Consider the following 15,392-nt stretch of genomic DNA (forward strand, 5'->3'; position numbering starts at 1 on the left):
CTGCGAGATCGAGCGCCGCCCGCGCGGCGCATCGCGAGCTGCGCTCGCTCCTACGTTTGTTTCCAGCCAGTCAGTCCTATGCGATTTGCGCGCGAACGCCTTGGTGCCTGACTCGATATTGCGTCGTACCTACAAGGCGGTCGCGCGAGCCTGGCACTGGCGAAACTGGCCCGAAACAAACGTAGGAGCGAGCGCAGCTCGCGATGCGCCGCGCGGGCGGCGCTCGATCTCACAGCTGCTGCAAACCTCAAGGCGAGCACCTGGCGGCCATGCTGCGATCTCCAGCCAGGCTCAAGGCAGCAGAACGGTAGACCCCACCGTCCTGCGCGCCGACAACTCCGCCTGGGCCTTGGCCGCCTCACCCAACGGGTACCGCTGCTGGATATCCACAACCAGCTTGCCACTGCCAATTATCGCGAACAGGTCATCGGCCATGGCCTGGGTGTTCTCGGCATTGTTGGCATAGGTCGCCAGCGTCGGCCGGGTGACATACAGCGAACCCTTCTGCGACAGGATCCCCAGGTTCACCCCGCTCACCGCCCCCGAAGCATTGCCGAAGCTCACCATCAACCCACGCGGCTGCAGGCAGTCCAACGAGGTGAGCCAGGTGTCGGCACCGACACCGTCATACACCACCGGGCACTTCTTGCCATCGGTCAGTTCCAGCACCCGCTTGGCCACGTCCTCGCGGCTGTAGTCGATGGTCGCCCACGCCCCCAACGCCTTGGCCCGCTCGGCCTTCTGGGCGGAGCTCACGGTACCGATCAGCTTGGCGCCAAGCGCCTTGGCCCACTGACACGCCAGGGAACCCACACCACCCGCTGCGGCGTGGAACAGGATCACCTCACCCGGTTTCACCTCATAGGTCTGTTTCAGCAGGTACTGCACGGTCAGCCCCTTGAGCATCACCGCTGCCGCCTGCTCAAAACTGATGTAGTCAGGTAGCTTGACCAGGTTGGCTTCCGGCAGCGTATGTACCTCGCTGTAAGCGCCCAGGGGGCCGCCGGCATGGGCCACGCGATCGCCGACCTTGAGCCGGGTCACGCCCTCGCCCACGGCTTCGACCACGCCCGCCGCCTCGGTGCCCAGACCCGAAGGCAGGGACGGCGGCGCGTACAGCCCGCTGCGGAAGTAGGTGTCGATGAAGTTCAGGCCGATCGCATGGTTACGCACGCGCACCTGCTGCGGCCCAGGTGGGGCGGGGTCGAATTCCACAAGCTGCAGCACTTCCGGGCCGCCATGCTGGCTGAACTGGATACGCTTGGCCATCTCGCACTCCTGTTGTCGGGATCGGGAAAAGGCCTTCTATCGGACGCCTTTGCTTGATCGCCGTCAACTGCGGCGCGCGCGCCGGCGGTGGTATGCTACGCGGCGAATTCTTCCCTGCCCGTTCCTGGTGACCCGATGACTAGCCGCACCGAGGCCGTGAAAGCCTACCTGCTCGACCTGCAAGACCGCATCTGCTCTGCCCTCGAAGCTGAAGACGGCGGCGCCCGCTTCGTCGAGGACGCCTGGGTGCGCGAAGCCGGTGGCGGGGGCCGCACGCGGGTCATCGGCGACGGCAAGCTGATCGAGAAAGGTGGAGTCAACTTCTCCCACGTGTTCGGCGCCGGCCTGCCGCCGTCGGCCAGCGCCCACCGCCCCGAACTGGCGGGCCGTGGCTTCGAGGCCTTGGGCGTGTCGCTGGTGATCCACCCGCACAACCCGCATGTGCCCACGTCCCACGCCAACGTTCGTTTCTTCATCGCCGAAAAGGAAGGTGAAGAAGCGGTCTGGTGGTTCGGCGGCGGCTTCGACCTGACTCCGTACTACGGCAATGAAGAAGACTGCATCCACTGGCACCGCGTGGCCGAGCAGGCCTGCGCGCCGTTCGGCGCCGACGTGTACCCACGCTACAAGGCCTGGTGCGACCGCTACTTCCACCTCAAGCACCGCGGTGAGCCGCGTGGCATCGGCGGCCTGTTCTTCGATGACCTGAACGAGTGGGACTTCGACACCTGCTTCGCCTTCCTGCGTGCCATCGGCGATGCCTACGTCGAGGCTTACCTGCCGATCGTCCAGCGCCGCAAGAACACCCCCTTCACCCCGCAGCAGCGCGAGTTCCAGGAATACCGCCGCGGCCGCTACGTGGAGTTCAACCTGGTCTACGACCGTGGCACCCTGTTCGGCCTGCAGTCCGGTGGCCGCACCGAGTCGATCCTCATGTCGCTGCCGCCGCAAGTGCGCTGGGGCTATGACTGGAAGGCTGCGCCCGGCAGCGAAGAAGCGCGCCTGACCGAATACTTTCTGCAGGACCGCGACTGGCTTGGCCAGTAAGCCTGTGGATAAACAAGGAATTGTCATGGACCAGTATGTTGTTTTCGGTAACCCCATCGGCCACAGCAAGTCGCCGCTGATCCACCGTCTGTTCGCCGAACAGACCGGCCAGGACCTGGAATACGCCACGCTGCTGGCGCCGCTGGACGAATTCAGCGATTGCGCGCGCGGCTTCTTCAAGCAAGGCAGTGGCGGCAACGTCACCATACCGTTCAAGGAAGAAGCCTACCGCCTGTGCGACAGCCTGACGCCGCGTGCCCAGCGTGCGGGTGCGGTGAACACACTGAGCAAGCTGGCTGACGGCACGCTGCAGGGCGACAACACCGACGGTGCTGGCCTGGTGCGCGACCTGACGGTCAATGCCGGGGTCGAACTGGCCGGCAAGCGCATTCTCATCCTCGGGGCCGGTGGCGCCGTGCGCGGCGTGCTGGAGCCGATCCTGGCGCATCAGCCGCAGTCGCTGGTGATTGCCAACCGTACGCTGGAGAAGGCTGAGCAGCTGGCGCGGGAGTTCGATGAACTGGGGCCTGTGGTGGCCAGCGGGTTTGCCTGGTTGCAGGAGCCGGTGGACGTGATCATCAACGCCACTTCCGCGAGCCTGGCCGGCGAGTTGCCGCCGATTGCCGACAGCCTGGTCGAGGCGGGGCGCACGGTGTGCTACGACATGATGTATGGCAAGGAGCCGACGCCATTCTGCCGGTGGGCTGAGAAGCTGGGAGCGGCCAAGGTGCTGGATGGGCTGGGGATGCTGGCTGAGCAGGCGGCTGAGGCTTTCTTTATCTGGCGTGGGGTACGGCCGGATACGGCACCGGTGATGGCTGAGCTTCGCCGCCAGCTGATGCGCAACTGACCTGCCCTTGATATGCCTGGAGGTTGGCCTTTTCGAGGCGAATCTCGTGGTCGTAGTAAGCCAACTTTTCGGCGGATTGCTTTTTGCCTGTATAAGCCTGCTGTTCGCCTTTCAGTGTTTGCAACCGGGCAATGCGTTCCTTTGCCCGGGTTGCGCATTCATTGCTGGTCTCTCCAAAGGCACTGCAAGACAAAATGCCTGAGAGGGCCAAGGTCATGAGTGCAGTGTGGAGAGGCATGGCGCATACCTGTGCGGAGTTGATACCTCACATCTTCCGTATCATTGACTCCAGCACAACTGGCAAAAATGTCAGGTCGTTCCCTTGAGGAAGCGGGCTTTCCCGCGAAGCCGACACCGTGGTGAATGGCACGGGCTTCGCCCGTGTTCGCGGGCAAGCCCGCTCCCACAGGGATCGCGCCAGATCCTAGAAATTGAGCAAGACAGTTGCTCCCACAATTGAAATGTGCAGGTCTGCCTGTCAGAGCTTGGCTTTGACAGCTTCCAGGGCATTGCCATCGGTTTTGGTGGTCACCCCCGCCAACCACCCCTCCAGCCGCTCGGGATGCAGCTTCACCCAAGCCTTGGCCGCTTCGTCAAAGCTGATCTTCTTATCCACAACCTCGGCCATGATGGTGTTTTCCATGTCCAGGGTAAAACTCAGGTTCCCCAGCAGCCTCGCCGCATTCGGGCAGGCTTGTGGATAACCCTTGCGAGTCAGGGTGAACACCTCGCCCTTGCTGCCGAACCACTTCTCGCCGCCAGTCAGGTAGTGCATTTTCAGCTTCACGTTCATCGGGTGCGGTGTCCAGCCGAGGAAGGTGATGAACTGTTGTTTCTTCACCGCCCGATCCACCTGCGCCAGCATCGCCTGCTCGCTGGACTCCACCAGCTTCCACTGGCTCAGGTTGAACTCGTTCTTGCCGATGATTTCCTTCAGCGACAGGTTCGCTGGCGCGCCGGAGCCGATGCCGTAAAGTTTCTTGTCGAACTGATCGGCGTGCTTTTGCAGGTCGGCGAAGTCTTTCACCCCCGCATTCCACACGTAGTCTGGTACCGCCAGGGTGAACTCGGTGCCTTCCAGATTGCGCGACAGCTGTTGCACATCACCATTGGCGATGAACTTGTCATGGAAGCCCTGTTGCGCCGGCATCCAGTTACCAAGGAAGGCATCGACCCGACCGTCCTTGAGGCCGCCGTAGATGATCGGCACCGCCAGGCTGTCGATCTTCACCTGGTAGCCCAGGCTTTCCAGCAGTAGCCGGGCCACGGCGTTGGTCGAGGCGATGTCGCTCCAGCCGGGGTCGGCCATCTTCACGGTGCTGCATTGTGCGTCGCCGTCGGCGGCATGGGCCGTGGCGGTGGCTAGAGCCAGAGGCAGAGCCAGGGCGAATACGGCGGTGGAGAACTTGTGCATGGCGGCCTCTCTTCTCAAGCCATGGGTGCGGGCTGTGGATAACGTGCCTTGCGCTCGAGGTCGTCGAGATCGATGTGATTGCGCATGTACTGTTGGCTGGCGTCCACCAAGGGTTGGTGGTCCCAGCTTTTCAGCTTGCCGATGGCCAGCGCCTCGGCCACCAGGCGGCGGCGGCGCTGGCTGGCCAGAACGTGCTGGCGCAGGCTGGAGATGTCCCAGCGCTGCTGTGCTTCATCGACAAATGCCTGCAGCAGCGCCTGATGGTCCGGGCTGCCGGTGAGGTTCTCCCGCTCATGCGGGTCGCGGCTCAGGTCATAGAGTAGGCAGGGGTCGTCTTCGCTGTACACGAATTTGTACGGCCCCCGGCGGATCATCATCAGCGGGCCGACGGTGCCTTCGGCCATGTATTCGCCGATCACCTCGTCATGGCCGCCCTGCCCTTGCAGATGGCCGAGCAGTGAGCGACCGTCCAGGTGCAGATGGTTATCCACAGCGCCACCGGCCAGTTCGACCAGGGTCGGCAGCAAGTCGCAGGTCGATACCGAGGCGCTGATTCGGCTTGCGGCGAAGCGTTGGGGCGCGTGCACCAGCAACGGGACACGAGCCGACATCTCGAACCAGTGCATCTTGTACCAGAGCCCTCGCTCGCCAAGCATGTCGCCGTGGTCACCGGAGAACACGATCACTGTGTCGTCGGCCAGGTTGCATTCTTCCAGGGTGTGCAGCAGCTGGCCGATGTTGTCATCGATATAGCTGCAGGCGCCGAAGTAGGCGCGACGGGCGTCGCGGATCTTGTCCACAGGCAGAGGCTTGTTCCACAGGTCGTAGACCTTGAGCAGGCGTTGCGAGTGGGGGTCGAGTTCGGTCTGGCTGAGTTCGGCGCGGGGCATGGGGATATCCACAGCCTGGTAGCGGTCCCAGTAGCGTTTCGGGATGGTGTACGGGTCGTGCGGGTGAGTCATGGAGACGGTCAGGCAGAACGGCCGGCCATCGTTCTCGCGCACATGGTCGTAGAGGTACTGGCGCGCCTTGAACAGCACTTCTTCGTCGAAATCCAGCTGGTTGGTACGCACGCAAGGCCCGGCCTGCAGCACCGAAGACATGTTGTGGTACCAGCTCGGGCGCACGTCGGGTTCATCCCAGTTCACTGCCCAACCGTAGTCGGCCGGGTATATATCGCTGGTCAAGCGCTCCTCATAGCCGTGCAACTGGTCCGGGCCGCAGAAGTGCATCTTGCCCGACAGTGCTGTGCGGTAGCCCAGGCGGCGCAGGTAGTGTGCATAAGTCGGCACGTCGGCGGGGAAATCGGCCGCGTTGTCGTAGGCGCCGATACGGCTTGGCAGCTGGCCGCTGACCAGGGTGAAGCGTGATGGTGCGCACAGGGGGCTGTTGCAATAGGCCGAGTCGAACACCACTGCCTGCTCGGCGAGGCGACTCAGGTGTGGCATGTGGATCGGCGAAGGGCCGTAGATCGGCAGCAAGGGCGCGGCCATCTGGTCGGCCATGATGAACAGGATATTCGGGCGCGTCATGGTGGCTTCCATCGTTGAGGATTATGCGAACCGCTTGCCTACCAAGATGCGACTGTGGATAACATGGGTAAAGCCCATGGCGGGCAATGTCTGGGATTAGCTGAGCTTATGTTTGACCACCTTGCCGAATTGTCGCTGGATGCCTTGCGTGTGTTCGAGGCCGCAGCCCGCTTGCGTGGCTTTACCGCAGCGGCGCTGGAACTGGGCACTACGCAACCGGCGGTAAGCCAGCAGGTGAAGCGCCTGGAGGCGCAGCTGGGCACACGCCTGTTCGATCGCATCTACCGCGGCATCGAGCTGACCGAGGCGGGCCAGCTGCTGTTCGAGCAGGTGCATCAAGCTTTGCAGGCCATGGATGACGGCATTGCCCTGGCCAGCGGGCGAGGCCAGCGTGAGGTGTTGCAGGTGGCCACCGACTTTGCTTTTGCGGCGTTCTGGTTGATGCCACGGCTGCAGCGCTTTCATGAGGCTTATCCACAGGTGGACGTGAGCCTGGTGACCGGCGAGCGCAGCCAGGGGATGCTGCGCCCGGATATTGATGTGGCGGTGCTGTTTGGCGATGGGCGCTTTCACCAGGGCGAAAGCCGCTGGTTGTTCGACGAGGAAGTCTTCCCGGTCTGCAGCCCGCGGCTGACTCATGGCAAACCCTTGTCAGCCGTGGCTTTGCAGCGATTGCCGTTGCTTCACTTGCGAGGTGAGCAGGCCAGCCGCTGGTTTGACTGGGCGGGGGTGTTTCGCGGGTTTGGCGTGGCCAGCCCGCCGCCGCCTGGGCAGTTGCGATTCGATAATTACACCCTGCTGATACAGGCGGCGATTGCTGGCCAAGGGGTGGCGATTGGCTGGGGGCACCTGGTGGATGGACTGGTGGAGCAAGGGTTGTTGTGCCGGCCGCTGCAGGGCAGTTTGCGCTCGGCGCGGGGGTATTATGCGGTGCTGCCACCACGCAAGCGGCGTGGGGCATTGATCGAGCGGTTCGTGGATTGGCTCGAGCAAGAGCGCAGCCTTTAAGATCTTGGGGCCGCTTTGCGGCCCATCGCCGGCAAGCCAGCTCCCACAGGGACCGCGTCGGCCTGAGCGGCATGCGTTGCTATGAGGGGCTTTTCTCCGGCTCAGCCACTACAGAAATGCCATAACCTGTCAGGCAGACGCGGGCCCTTGTGGGAGCTGGCTTGCCGGCGATGGGCTGCGGAGCAGCCCCGACGATCTAGACCACGAAGTTCAGATGCTCGCCTCGGTGCAAATCCAGTTCCAGCATATCCACCATTCCCGCCGCGATCCTGGCCAGCCGCCGCAGGGGTTCGCTCACGCCCGGCTCCAAGGTGCCGTCGATACTGCGAAAATGTTCCATGCCCAACCCAGGGAAGTCATCCGGCGCATTGATCAACGTCCAGCGCAATGCACTGCGCTGCAGCACATCGGCTACCCTATCAGCGCTTTCTCGCTGTGCAGCGCTGTATTTGCCCGGCGCATCCAGCACATCAAAATCGCCCACCAAAAGCAGCCGGCGTATAGTCGTGCGGGCAAGCCCGGCCACCAGTACTTCGCTCATTCGCGCCTGCACTGTCAGATCACCTGGGGCCAGCAGGGCGATCACCGCCGAACCCCCTGCCGCACTCTGCTCCGCCTGGTCGGCATCGTCCAGCCCGCCTATCTTGAAATGCAGGCCCGGGCGCGGCGCATGGCGGTTGAGGTCGTCGACCACCGCAATGACCTCATGCTGGCGCGCCAGCAGCTCAACCATCAGGGCATTGCCCAGGCTGCTTTCAGCCCCGAACAACACCAGTTTGAACACTGGGGTTTCGGCATTTTTCACCGCATCACTCCCTTTGCAAGTGGGGGTGATGGTTGGACCGCAATCAGGAGTTATCGTGCAGAGGATCAAGGGTTACCACGCCCACGTGTACTACGACGCATCCACCCTCGAGCAGGCCCGTGAGCTGTGCGAGGAGGCGGCGCGGCTGTTTCCCGTGACCATGGGGCGCATGCACCAGAAACCGGTCGGGCCGCACCCGGACTGGAGCTGCCAGCTGGCATTCGAGCCGGAATTCGTGGGAGTGGTGTTGCCGTGGTTGGCGCTGTATCGGAAAGGCTTGGTGGTGTTTCTGCATCCGCTGACCGGGGATGAGCTGGCAGATCACCGGGACCATGCGATCTGGATGGGGGCTGTGCGGCCTTTGAATCTGTCGATCTTCGGTGGATAGCCTATGCCGGCCTCTTCGCGGGTCAAGCCCGCTCCCACAGGTTGATTGCAATCTGTAAGACTGCAGTGAACCTGTGGGAGCGGGCTTGACCCGCGAAGCAGGCGATGCGGTTCAGCGGCGGGCGCCGCGCACGCCTTCAGCCAGTGCCGAGCACAGGCTCAATACATCGTTCACTGCCTGACCGGCATCCTTGGCCTGGGCGATCTTGTCGACCAGCGCCGAACCTACCACCACACCATCGGCCAAGCGCGCGATTGCGGCAGCCTGCTCCGGGGTACGAATGCCGAAACCAACGCTGATCGGCAGGTCGGTATGCCGACGCAGGCGGGTAATCGCTTCGGTCACGTGCTCGGTAGTCGCCGAGCCGGCACCGGTCACGCCTGCTACCGACACGTAGTAGACGAACCCGGAGCTGCGCTCCAGTACACGCGGCAGGCGCGCATCGTCGGTGGTCGGGGTGGTCAGGCGGATGAAGTCGATGCCTGCGGCTTGGGCCGGGGTGGCCAGCTCGGCGTCGTGCTCAGGTGGCAGGTCGACGATGATCAGGCCATCGACGCCGGCTTGCTTGGCTTCGGCGACAAACTTATCCACACCGAAGCGGTGGATCGGGTTGTAGTAACCCATCAGCACGATCGGCGTGGTGTGGTTATCCACACGGAATTCGCGAACCATCTGCAGGGTCTTGGCCAGGGTCTGGCCAGCTTCCAGGGCGCGCAGGGTGGCGAGCTGGATGGCCACGCCGTCGGCCATCGGGTCGGTGAACGGCATGCCCAGCTCGATCACATCGGCGCCGGCTGCCGGCAGGCCCTTGAGGATCTGCAGCGAAGCGTCATAACCCGGGTCGCCAGCAGTGACGAAGGTGACCAGCGCGGAGCGGCCTTCGGCCTTCAGCTCGGCGAAGCGTTGTTCAAGACGGCTCATGCCTGTTTCTCCTGGGCTGCCATGTGGTTCATCACGGTTTGCATATCTTTGTCGCCGCGGCCGGACAGGCAGATCACCATCAGGTGGTCCTTGGGCAGGTTCGGTGCGCGTTTGATCGCTTCGGCCAGGGCGTGGGAGCTTTCCAGGGCCGGAATGATGCCTTCCAGGCGGCAGGTGGCGTGGAACGCATCCAGTGCTTCGTCGTCGGTGATGCTGACGTATTCGACGCGCTTCACTTCGTGCAGGTAGGCGTGCTCCGGGCCGATACCTGGGTAGTCGAGGCCGGCGGAAATCGAGTGGGCGTCGGTGATCTGGCCGTCTTCGTCCTGCAGCAGGTAGGTGCGGTTGCCGTGCAGCACGCCGGGTACACCACCGTTCAGGCTGGCGGCGTGCTTGTCGGTGTGCACGCCGTGGCCGCCCGCTTCGACGCCGATGATCTGTACGCTTGGCTCTTCGAGGAACTCATGGAACAGGCCCATGGCGTTGGAGCCACCGCCAACGCAGGCGATCAGGCTGTCTGGCAGGCGGCCTTCCTTCTCTTGCAGCTGGGCGCGGGTTTCCTTGCCGATGATCGACTGGAAGTCGCGGACCATCGCCGGGTACGGGTGCGGGCCGGCCACGGTGCCGATCAGGTAGAAGGTGTCGTCGACGTTGGTGACCCAGTCGCGCAGGGCCTCGTTCATGGCGTCTTTCAGCGTGCCAGTGCCCGCGGTGACCGGAACGATCTCGGCGCCCAGCAGCTTCATGCGAAATACGTTGGCCTGCTGGCGTTCGATATCGGTGGCGCCCATGTAGATCACGCAAGGCAGGCCGAAGCGCGCAGCCACTGTGGCGGTGGCCACGCCGTGCATGCCGGCGCCGGTTTCGGCGATCAGGCGTTTCTTGCCCATGCGCTTGGCCAGCAACACCTGGCCAATGCAGTTGTTCACCTTGTGCGCGCCGGTGTGGTTGAGCTCTTCACGCTTGAAGAAGATCTTCGCGCCGCCACAGTGCTCGGTCAGGCGCTCGGCGAAATACAGCGGGTTTGGGCGGCCGATGTAGTCGCGTTGGAAGTAGGCCAGTTCTTCGAGGAACTTGGGGTCGGCCTTGGCCGCTTCGTATTCGCGGGCCAGATCCAGCACCAGCGGCATCAGGGTTTCGGCCACGTAGCGGCCGCCGAACGAGCCGAACAGGCCGTTGGCGTCGGGGCCGGGACGGTATTGGGACTGGGTCATGGGGCGCTCCAGGGCGTAATGAATGAGTGATGGGCTTTACTCTAACCACGGCAAGCCCGGCTGAAAACCGATAAGATTGCGCAAACTTGTCAGAAAAACTCACAGGTAACATGGCCCACGACCTCCCTCCCCTCAACGCCCTGCGGGCCTTCGAGGCCACTGCCAGGCTCAACAGCGTCAGCCAGGCGGCCGAAGCGCTGCACGTCACCCATGGTGCCGTCAGCCGGCAGATCAAGGTGCTTGAAGAGCACCTGGGTGTGGCTCTGTTCGTCAAGGACGGGCGTGGCATCAAACTCACAGATGCCGGGATGCGCCTGCGTGACGCCAGTGGTGAGGCGTTCGACCGCCTGCGCAGTGTGTGCGCCGAGTTGAGCCGGGATGTGAGCGAGGCGCCATTCGTACTGGGGTGTTCCGGCAGCCTGCTGGCGCGCTGGTTCATTCCCCGCCTGGGGCGATTGAAGGCAGACCTGCCTGAGCTGCGCCTGCACTTGTCGGCGGGTGAAGGCGACCTTGACCCGCGCAGGCCCGGGCTGGATGCGTTGCTGGTGTATGCCGAACCGCCATGGCCTGCGGACATGCAAGTGCACGTGCTGGCGCAGGAGCGCATCGGCCCGGTGCTGAGCCCGCACTTCGCCGGCTTCGACCGCTTGCAGGCGGCACCCGCAAAGGCCCTGCTGGACGAAGCCCTGCTGCATACCACCTCACGCCCGCAGGCCTGGCCAACCTGGGCGGCAGAACAAGGGCTGGAGGTGAATGCATTGCAGTATGGCCAGGCCTTCGAGCATCTGTATTACTTGCTGGAGGCTGCGGTTGCCGGCCTGGGGGTGGCGATCGCCCCGCAACCACTGGTTGCCGACGACCTGCGAGCGGGACGCTTGAGTGCGCCGTGGGGCTTTTCACCGACCCCTGCCGCGCTGGCGCTGTGGGTGCCGCGGCGCGCCGCAGATGGGCGCGCCGAGCAACTGGCGCAATGGCTACGCGCCGAGCTGGCCAGGCAGAGCGCTTAGCTGCGCTTGCACAGCAGGTACGCCGCCAGCAGGCCCAGTGCGCCAATGGCAACGCCAGCAGTGGTGTACGGGTGCTCCTGGGCGTAGTCGCGGGTGGCGATGCCGGTCTGGCGGGTGCGCTCTTTGACTTCCTCATAGGCATCGCTGATAAGGCTGCGCGAATGGCGCAGCGCGCTTTCGGCGTTGCTGCGCATCGCCTTTACTGACTTCTGGGTTTCCTCGGAGGCATCGTGCTTCAGGTTCTCCAGGCTTTTCAGCAGGCTTTCGATCTCCGCTTCCATGCTTTCCAGGGACGTTTTACGCAGCGAGTTGCGGTGCATGTTGACTCTCCTTTGCAGTATGGACTGTAAGGATTGCGACTCTCGGGCTGCGGGAAAGTGCGATCGAACTTTACTGAACGGCGATGGCTCGCAGGTAAACCAGGCCTGCGCTGCTAGGCTCAATCTGACCGTCACCCAAGGAGAGCGCTCATGACCGATCATCACACCTACAAGAAGATCGAGCTGGTGGGTTCGTCCCACACCAGCATCGAAGAGGCGATCAACAATGCCTTGGCCGAAGCCGGCAAGAGCATCAAGCACCTGGAATGGTTCGAAGTGGTCGATACCCGTGGCCATATCCGCGACAACAAGGCGGCGCACTTTCAGGTTACGTTGAAGGTTGGTTTCCGCATCGCCAACAGCTGAAACATTCCCGGGCTGGAATAGCCCGGCGTGATGGCGTTATAACTCCGGAGGGCGCCTTGGCGGCGCCCTTTTGGTCTTTTCTCATCTGTACAAGGAATGCGATCGATGAAGAAACTGGTGCTGGCGGTGGGCTTGATGGTGCTGGCGGGCGGTGCGATGGCGGCCGGCAAACCGTGCGAAGAGCTCAAGGCAGAGATCGAGGCGAAGCTGGATGCCAAGGGTGTAAAAAATTACGAGCTGGAAATTGTCGACAAGGGAAAGGTGGCAGGGAAAGACGTTGGCACCTGTGAGGCAGGTAAGAAGAAAATCGTCTACAACCGCAAGTAAAGGGTTGGCTTCTTCGCGGCTAAAGCCGCTCCCACAGGTACTGTACAGGCCTTGAAGGCGACGCTATCCCTGTGGGAGCGGGTTTACCCGCGAAGAAGGTCACTCAGACTTCAAGGCTTGCGCCATCAGCTCATAGGACCGAATCCGGTCTGCATGTTCATACAAATCGCAGGTAAAGATCAGCTCATCCGCTCCGGTCTGCGCCAGCAGTACCTCCACCTTGGCCCTGACCTTCTGCGGGCTGCCGATCATCGCCAGGCCCAGGAAACTCCCAACGGCATCGCGTTCATGGGGTAGCCACAGGCCGTCCATGCTCGGTACAGGGGGCTTTTGCATCAGGCTCTGGCCGCGAATCAGCGCCAGGATGCGCTGATACACTGAGGTAGCCAGGTATTCGGCCTTTTCGTCGGTTTCCGCCACCACCATCGGAATCCCCAGCATCACATAGGGCTTGTCCAGCGTGGTCGACGGCTTGAAATGGTCGCGATAGATGCGGATTGCCTCATGCATGAGGCGCGGCGCGAAATGCGAGGCAAAGGCGTACGGCATGCCGCGCATACCGGCCAGCTGGGCGCTGAACAGGCTTGAGCCGAGCAGCCACAGGGGGACGTTGGTGTCGTGGCCGGGAACGGCGATCACTTTTTGATCATCGGTACGTGGGCCCAGGTAGCGCGACAGTTCCTCGACATCATCCGGGAAATCGTCGGCGCTGCCTGCGCGGTCGCGGCGCAGGGCGTAGGCGGTCATCTGGTCAGAGCCTGGCGCACGGCCCAGACCCAGGTCGATACGTCCGGGGTACAGGCTGGCCAATGTGCCGAACTGCTCGGCGATCACCAACGGCGCATGGTTGGGCAGCATGATGCCGCCGGAACCGACGCGAATGGTCGAAGTGCCACCTGCCAGATAGCCGATCAATACCGAAGTGGCCGAGCTGGCGATACCGTCCATGTTGTGGTGTTCAGCCACCCAGAAGCGGTTATAGCCAAATCGCTCGACATGCCGGGCCAGGTCCAGCGAATTGTGCAGCGATTGCGCCGGGCCTTTATCGGCGCGCACCGGCACTAGGTCGAGGGTGGATATCTTCAGGTCACGCAACTGCGTCATTGGAGCCTCCGCAAGAGTGGTTGGCCCGGAGGCCTTGTTGACTCTGTATGGGCACATTCGCCGTATTCAATGCTCGTTAGGCGATTGCTCTGAACTTGCCGTAGGACTATGACCTCGTAAACGTAGGTAAGTAAGTAACCCTATGACCAGGAGGCATCATGAAAAAGACAGCATCGGCGATCTGGCAAGGTGGCCTGAAGGATGGCAAAGGCCTGCTTTCCACCGAAAGCGGCGCACTCAAACAGAACCCCTATGGCTTCAACACCCGTTTCGAGGGCTCGCCGGGGACCAACCCGGAAGAGTTGATCGGTGCGGCCCATGCCGGTTGTTTCTCGATGGCGCTGTCGATGATGCTCGGTGAGGCAGGACTCACCGCGGACCGCATCGATACCATTGCCGAAGTCACCTTGGACAAGCAACCCGACGGCTTTGCCATCACCGCCGTGCACCTGATCCTCAAGGCCAAGGTGCCGGGGGCCAGCGAGGCGCAGTTCCTGGAAATCGCCAACAAGGCCAAGGCCGGTTGCCCGGTGTCGAAGGTGCTCAACGCCAAGATAAGCCTGGACGCTGCATTGGTGGGCTAGACGGCGCAACGGCGACGCTTTGCTGTAGTCTAAACAGCGTCGGCAGCGCAGCTGCCATTTCAGGAGCCGTTCCATGATTCGCGTAGCAATCGCCGTGCTGGCTTCGCTTGTGGCCACTTCTGCATTGGCGGCGGTGAAACCGTGCGAAGAACTCAAGGCTGAGATCGAAGCCAAGATCCAGGCCCAGGGTGTGACGTCCTATACCCTGGAAATCGTGCCCAACAGTGAGGTCAAGGATCAGAACATGATCGTCGGCACCTGTGATGGCGGGACGAAGAAGATCATCTACCAGAAAAACGATCGTTGAATGACTGGGGCCGCATTGCGGCCCCAGTGCTTGTTACGGAATGCAGAACACGTCGCTCGGCTCGTTGACCACCACATTGCGGCTGGCGTCGTACAGCAGCACCTGCGGGTCCATCACCGGCGCCCGCGCCTCCAGGCGATAGCGTTCCCCAGCCTTGAAGTCATCGAAGCGCACGGTCAGGTAACAGGTGCGTTCCTTGGGGCTGGTGAGCATGCCGCCGGCATAGATTTCGTAATCGAACCGCACCACCAGTTCATGCTTGCCAGGAGTTATCTGGAAGTAGCGGCCATCGTCCAGGCGCTGGCCATCCAGGCGGTCGGCCATCAGTATGCGCCCAGGGGTGACGGTGTAGAGATCGACCCACGCCTTGCTGGGGTCGACAGGTGGCAAGGGGCTGGCGCAAGCCCCCAGTGCACTGAGGGCGATCAGCATCATGGGCTGGCGCATGGCAAAACTCCCACTCGCGATACACGGGTTACAAGCATAGCGCCGTTTGTGCGGTTCAGGTGCGTTGGCAACCGGCTGGCAGGCCCTGACTGAGTAGTTTTTGCTGGTGGTCGTAGAGTTTGATCCAAGGGCGGAAGCCGATGCTGCCGGCTTGCAACTGGTAGCGCTGGCCGGCGCTGAAGTCCTTGAAGGTCAGCTTGACCTGGCAATCACGCCACAGTGGCGCGTCGACCGGGCCGATGTTGCTCGGCGTCACCGGAAACTGGTAGCGCACGGTCAGCTCGTGGCTGCCGGGCTGCACTTCGAAGTAGCGGCTGTCGGCCCAGTCGCGCTCATCCACCTGTTTCGCGTCCAGCGAGGTTTCGCCGTAGGGGGTAAGGTCTACCCAGGCCAGGTTCGGGTCCGGGTCCGGCAGGGTCGAACAGGCAGAAACCAGCAGCATTGAGCCGATGACCAACAGTGCACGCATGGCGAAACTCCCC

Annotated in this window: 19 protein-coding genes; 9 read left to right on the plus strand and 10 right to left on the minus strand. The window is 62.8% G+C overall.

From position 1 onward, the window contains the following. Nucleotides 1-291: 291 nt before the first annotated feature. Nucleotides 292-1,269, minus strand: coding sequence for an NADPH:quinone reductase (locus tag OCX61_RS00160; RefSeq protein ID WP_261942142.1), 978 nt, complete (start codon nt 1,267-1,269; stop codon nt 292-294). 135 nt (nt 1,270-1,404) lie between these two features. Here OCX61_RS00160 and hemF point away from each other — a divergent pair, with 135 nt between their 5' ends. After that, nucleotides 1,405-2,316: an oxygen-dependent coproporphyrinogen oxidase gene (gene hemF / locus OCX61_RS00165; RefSeq protein WP_110638928.1), complete on the plus strand. Its 912-nt coding sequence runs from the start codon at nt 1,405-1,407 to the stop codon at nt 2,314-2,316. 25 nt (nt 2,317-2,341) lie between these two features. Then, nucleotides 2,342-3,166, plus strand: a complete 825-nt coding sequence (aroE, locus tag OCX61_RS00170) for a shikimate dehydrogenase (protein WP_261942143.1) — start codon at nt 2,342-2,344, stop codon at nt 3,164-3,166. Between the two features lie 478 nt (nt 3,167-3,644). Here aroE and choX read toward each other — a convergent pair whose 3' ends face one another. Continuing rightward, nucleotides 3,645-4,580, minus strand: coding sequence for a choline ABC transporter substrate-binding protein (choX, locus tag OCX61_RS00175; RefSeq protein ID WP_261942144.1), 936 nt, complete (start codon nt 4,578-4,580; stop codon nt 3,645-3,647). A 14-nt stretch (nt 4,581-4,594) separates the two neighbouring features. Then, on the minus strand, nt 4,595-6,112 hold the full coding sequence (gene betC / locus OCX61_RS00180; protein WP_261942145.1) for a choline-sulfatase: 1,518 nt from the start codon (nt 6,110-6,112) through the stop codon (nt 4,595-4,597). Between the two features lie 108 nt (nt 6,113-6,220). Here betC and OCX61_RS00185 point away from each other — a divergent pair, with 108 nt between their 5' ends. After that, nucleotides 6,221-7,120, plus strand: a complete 900-nt coding sequence (locus OCX61_RS00185; RefSeq protein WP_261942146.1) for a choline sulfate utilization transcriptional regulator — start codon at nt 6,221-6,223, stop codon at nt 7,118-7,120. A 196-nt stretch (nt 7,121-7,316) separates the two neighbouring features. Here the strand turns inward: OCX61_RS00185 and OCX61_RS00190 are convergent, their stop codons facing one another. Further along, nucleotides 7,317-7,925 carry an NAD(P)-dependent oxidoreductase gene (locus OCX61_RS00190; protein ID WP_261944372.1) on the minus strand — a complete coding sequence of 203 codons (609 nt, stop codon included), beginning with the start codon at nt 7,923-7,925 and terminating at the stop codon, nt 7,317-7,319. Nucleotides 7,926-7,980: 55 nt separating this feature from the next. Between OCX61_RS00190 and OCX61_RS00195 the strand changes: the two genes are divergently transcribed. After that, nucleotides 7,981-8,313, plus strand: coding sequence for a DOPA 4,5-dioxygenase family protein (locus tag OCX61_RS00195; protein ID WP_167063790.1), 333 nt, complete (start codon nt 7,981-7,983; stop codon nt 8,311-8,313). 111 nt (nt 8,314-8,424) lie between these two features. Here OCX61_RS00195 and trpA read toward each other — a convergent pair whose 3' ends face one another. Beyond that, complete coding sequence (trpA, locus tag OCX61_RS00200) at nt 8,425-9,234, minus strand: tryptophan synthase subunit alpha (protein WP_261942147.1); 810 nt, start codon at nt 9,232-9,234, stop codon at nt 8,425-8,427. Beyond that, entirely contained in the window at nt 9,231-10,448 is a 1,218-nt protein-coding gene (gene trpB / locus OCX61_RS00205) for a tryptophan synthase subunit beta (protein ID WP_085676592.1), read from the minus strand. The genes trpA and trpB overlap by 4 nt, the downstream gene beginning before the upstream one ends. A 110-nt stretch (nt 10,449-10,558) precedes the next feature. Here trpB and OCX61_RS00210 point away from each other — a divergent pair, with 110 nt between their 5' ends. Continuing rightward, entirely contained in the window at nt 10,559-11,455 is an 897-nt protein-coding gene (locus OCX61_RS00210; protein WP_261942148.1) for a LysR family transcriptional regulator, read from the plus strand. Here the strand turns inward: OCX61_RS00210 and OCX61_RS00215 are convergent. Beyond that, on the minus strand, nt 11,452-11,775 hold the full coding sequence (locus tag OCX61_RS00215) for an ElaB/YgaM/YqjD family protein (protein WP_261942149.1): 324 nt from the start codon (nt 11,773-11,775) through the stop codon (nt 11,452-11,454). The genes OCX61_RS00210 and OCX61_RS00215 overlap by 4 nt on opposite strands. Nucleotides 11,776-11,925: 150 nt before the next feature. Here OCX61_RS00215 and OCX61_RS00220 point away from each other — a divergent pair, with 150 nt between their 5' ends. Together OCX61_RS00220 and OCX61_RS00225 are read left to right on the plus strand one after the other, a co-directional pair. Further along, the gene (locus OCX61_RS00220) at nt 11,926-12,141 is read left to right on the plus strand and encodes a dodecin (RefSeq protein ID WP_103448359.1); all 216 of its coding nucleotides are present in this window, start codon (nt 11,926-11,928) and stop codon (nt 12,139-12,141) included. A 105-nt stretch (nt 12,142-12,246) separates the two neighbouring features. Further along, nucleotides 12,247-12,468: a DUF1161 domain-containing protein gene (locus OCX61_RS00225; RefSeq protein ID WP_261942150.1), complete on the plus strand. Its 222-nt coding sequence runs from the start codon at nt 12,247-12,249 to the stop codon at nt 12,466-12,468. A gap of 99 nt (nt 12,469-12,567) precedes the next feature. Here OCX61_RS00225 and OCX61_RS00230 read toward each other — a convergent pair whose 3' ends face one another. After that, a complete protein-coding gene (locus tag OCX61_RS00230; protein ID WP_261942151.1) occupies nt 12,568-13,572 on the minus strand; it encodes an LLM class flavin-dependent oxidoreductase in 1,005 nt (334 codons plus the stop codon). 158 nt (nt 13,573-13,730) lie between these two features. Between OCX61_RS00230 and OCX61_RS00235 the strand changes: the two genes are divergently transcribed. After that, nucleotides 13,731-14,156: an OsmC family protein gene (locus tag OCX61_RS00235; protein ID WP_060507803.1), complete on the plus strand. Its 426-nt coding sequence runs from the start codon at nt 13,731-13,733 to the stop codon at nt 14,154-14,156. Nucleotides 14,157-14,229: 73 nt separating this feature from the next. Further along, nucleotides 14,230-14,463, plus strand: coding sequence for a DUF1161 domain-containing protein (locus OCX61_RS00240; protein ID WP_027917153.1), 234 nt, complete (start codon nt 14,230-14,232; stop codon nt 14,461-14,463). Nucleotides 14,464-14,496: 33 nt separating this feature from the next. Here the strand turns inward: OCX61_RS00240 and OCX61_RS00245 are convergent, their stop codons facing one another. Together OCX61_RS00245 and OCX61_RS00250 are read right to left on the minus strand one after the other, a co-directional pair. Beyond that, entirely contained in the window at nt 14,497-14,910 is a 414-nt protein-coding gene (locus tag OCX61_RS00245; protein ID WP_261942152.1) for a PA0061/PA0062 family lipoprotein, read from the minus strand. Nucleotides 14,911-14,965: 55 nt separating this feature from the next. After that, nucleotides 14,966-15,379, minus strand: coding sequence for a PA0061/PA0062 family lipoprotein (locus tag OCX61_RS00250; RefSeq protein WP_261942153.1), 414 nt, complete (start codon nt 15,377-15,379; stop codon nt 14,966-14,968). Between the last annotated feature and the right edge of the window lie 13 nt (nt 15,380-15,392).

It is taken from the genome of Pseudomonas sp. LRP2-20 (assembly GCF_024349685.1).
In the GTDB taxonomy this organism is placed as follows: domain Bacteria; phylum Pseudomonadota; class Gammaproteobacteria; order Pseudomonadales; family Pseudomonadaceae; genus Aquipseudomonas.

Excerpts from the sequence above, each read along its gene's own strand:
- choX (WP_261942144.1), bottom strand. The coding sequence starts at position 4,580 with ATGCACAAGTTCTCCACCGCCGTATTCGCCCTGGCTCTGCCTCTGGCT.
- OCX61_RS00225 (WP_261942150.1), top strand. The coding sequence starts at position 12,247 with ATGAAGAAACTGGTGCTGGCGGTGGGCTTGATGGTGCTGGCGGGCGGT.
- OCX61_RS00240 (WP_027917153.1), top strand. The coding sequence starts at position 14,230 with ATGATTCGCGTAGCAATCGCCGTGCTGGCTTCGCTTGTGGCCACTTCT.
- OCX61_RS00230 (WP_261942151.1), bottom strand. The coding sequence starts at position 13,572 with ATGACGCAGTTGCGTGACCTGAAGATATCCACCCTCGACCTAGTGCCG.
- OCX61_RS00235 (WP_060507803.1), top strand. The coding sequence starts at position 13,731 with ATGAAAAAGACAGCATCGGCGATCTGGCAAGGTGGCCTGAAGGATGGC.
- hemF (WP_110638928.1), top strand. The coding sequence starts at position 1,405 with ATGACTAGCCGCACCGAGGCCGTGAAAGCCTACCTGCTCGACCTGCAA.
- OCX61_RS00210 (WP_261942148.1), top strand. The coding sequence starts at position 10,559 with ATGGCCCACGACCTCCCTCCCCTCAACGCCCTGCGGGCCTTCGAGGCC.
- OCX61_RS00215 (WP_261942149.1), bottom strand. The coding sequence starts at position 11,775 with ATGCACCGCAACTCGCTGCGTAAAACGTCCCTGGAAAGCATGGAAGCG.
- OCX61_RS00185 (WP_261942146.1), top strand. The coding sequence starts at position 6,221 with ATGTTTGACCACCTTGCCGAATTGTCGCTGGATGCCTTGCGTGTGTTC.
- trpA (WP_261942147.1), bottom strand. The coding sequence starts at position 9,234 with ATGAGCCGTCTTGAACAACGCTTCGCCGAGCTGAAGGCCGAAGGCCGC.
- OCX61_RS00245 (WP_261942152.1), bottom strand. The coding sequence starts at position 14,910 with ATGCGCCAGCCCATGATGCTGATCGCCCTCAGTGCACTGGGGGCTTGC.
- trpB (WP_085676592.1), bottom strand. The coding sequence starts at position 10,448 with ATGACCCAGTCCCAATACCGTCCCGGCCCCGACGCCAACGGCCTGTTC.
- betC (WP_261942145.1), bottom strand. The coding sequence starts at position 6,112 with ATGACGCGCCCGAATATCCTGTTCATCATGGCCGACCAGATGGCCGCG.
- OCX61_RS00250 (WP_261942153.1), bottom strand. The coding sequence starts at position 15,379 with ATGCGTGCACTGTTGGTCATCGGCTCAATGCTGCTGGTTTCTGCCTGT.
- OCX61_RS00220 (WP_103448359.1), top strand. The coding sequence starts at position 11,926 with ATGACCGATCATCACACCTACAAGAAGATCGAGCTGGTGGGTTCGTCC.
- OCX61_RS00160 (WP_261942142.1), bottom strand. The coding sequence starts at position 1,269 with ATGGCCAAGCGTATCCAGTTCAGCCAGCATGGCGGCCCGGAAGTGCTG.
- aroE (WP_261942143.1), top strand. The coding sequence starts at position 2,342 with ATGGACCAGTATGTTGTTTTCGGTAACCCCATCGGCCACAGCAAGTCG.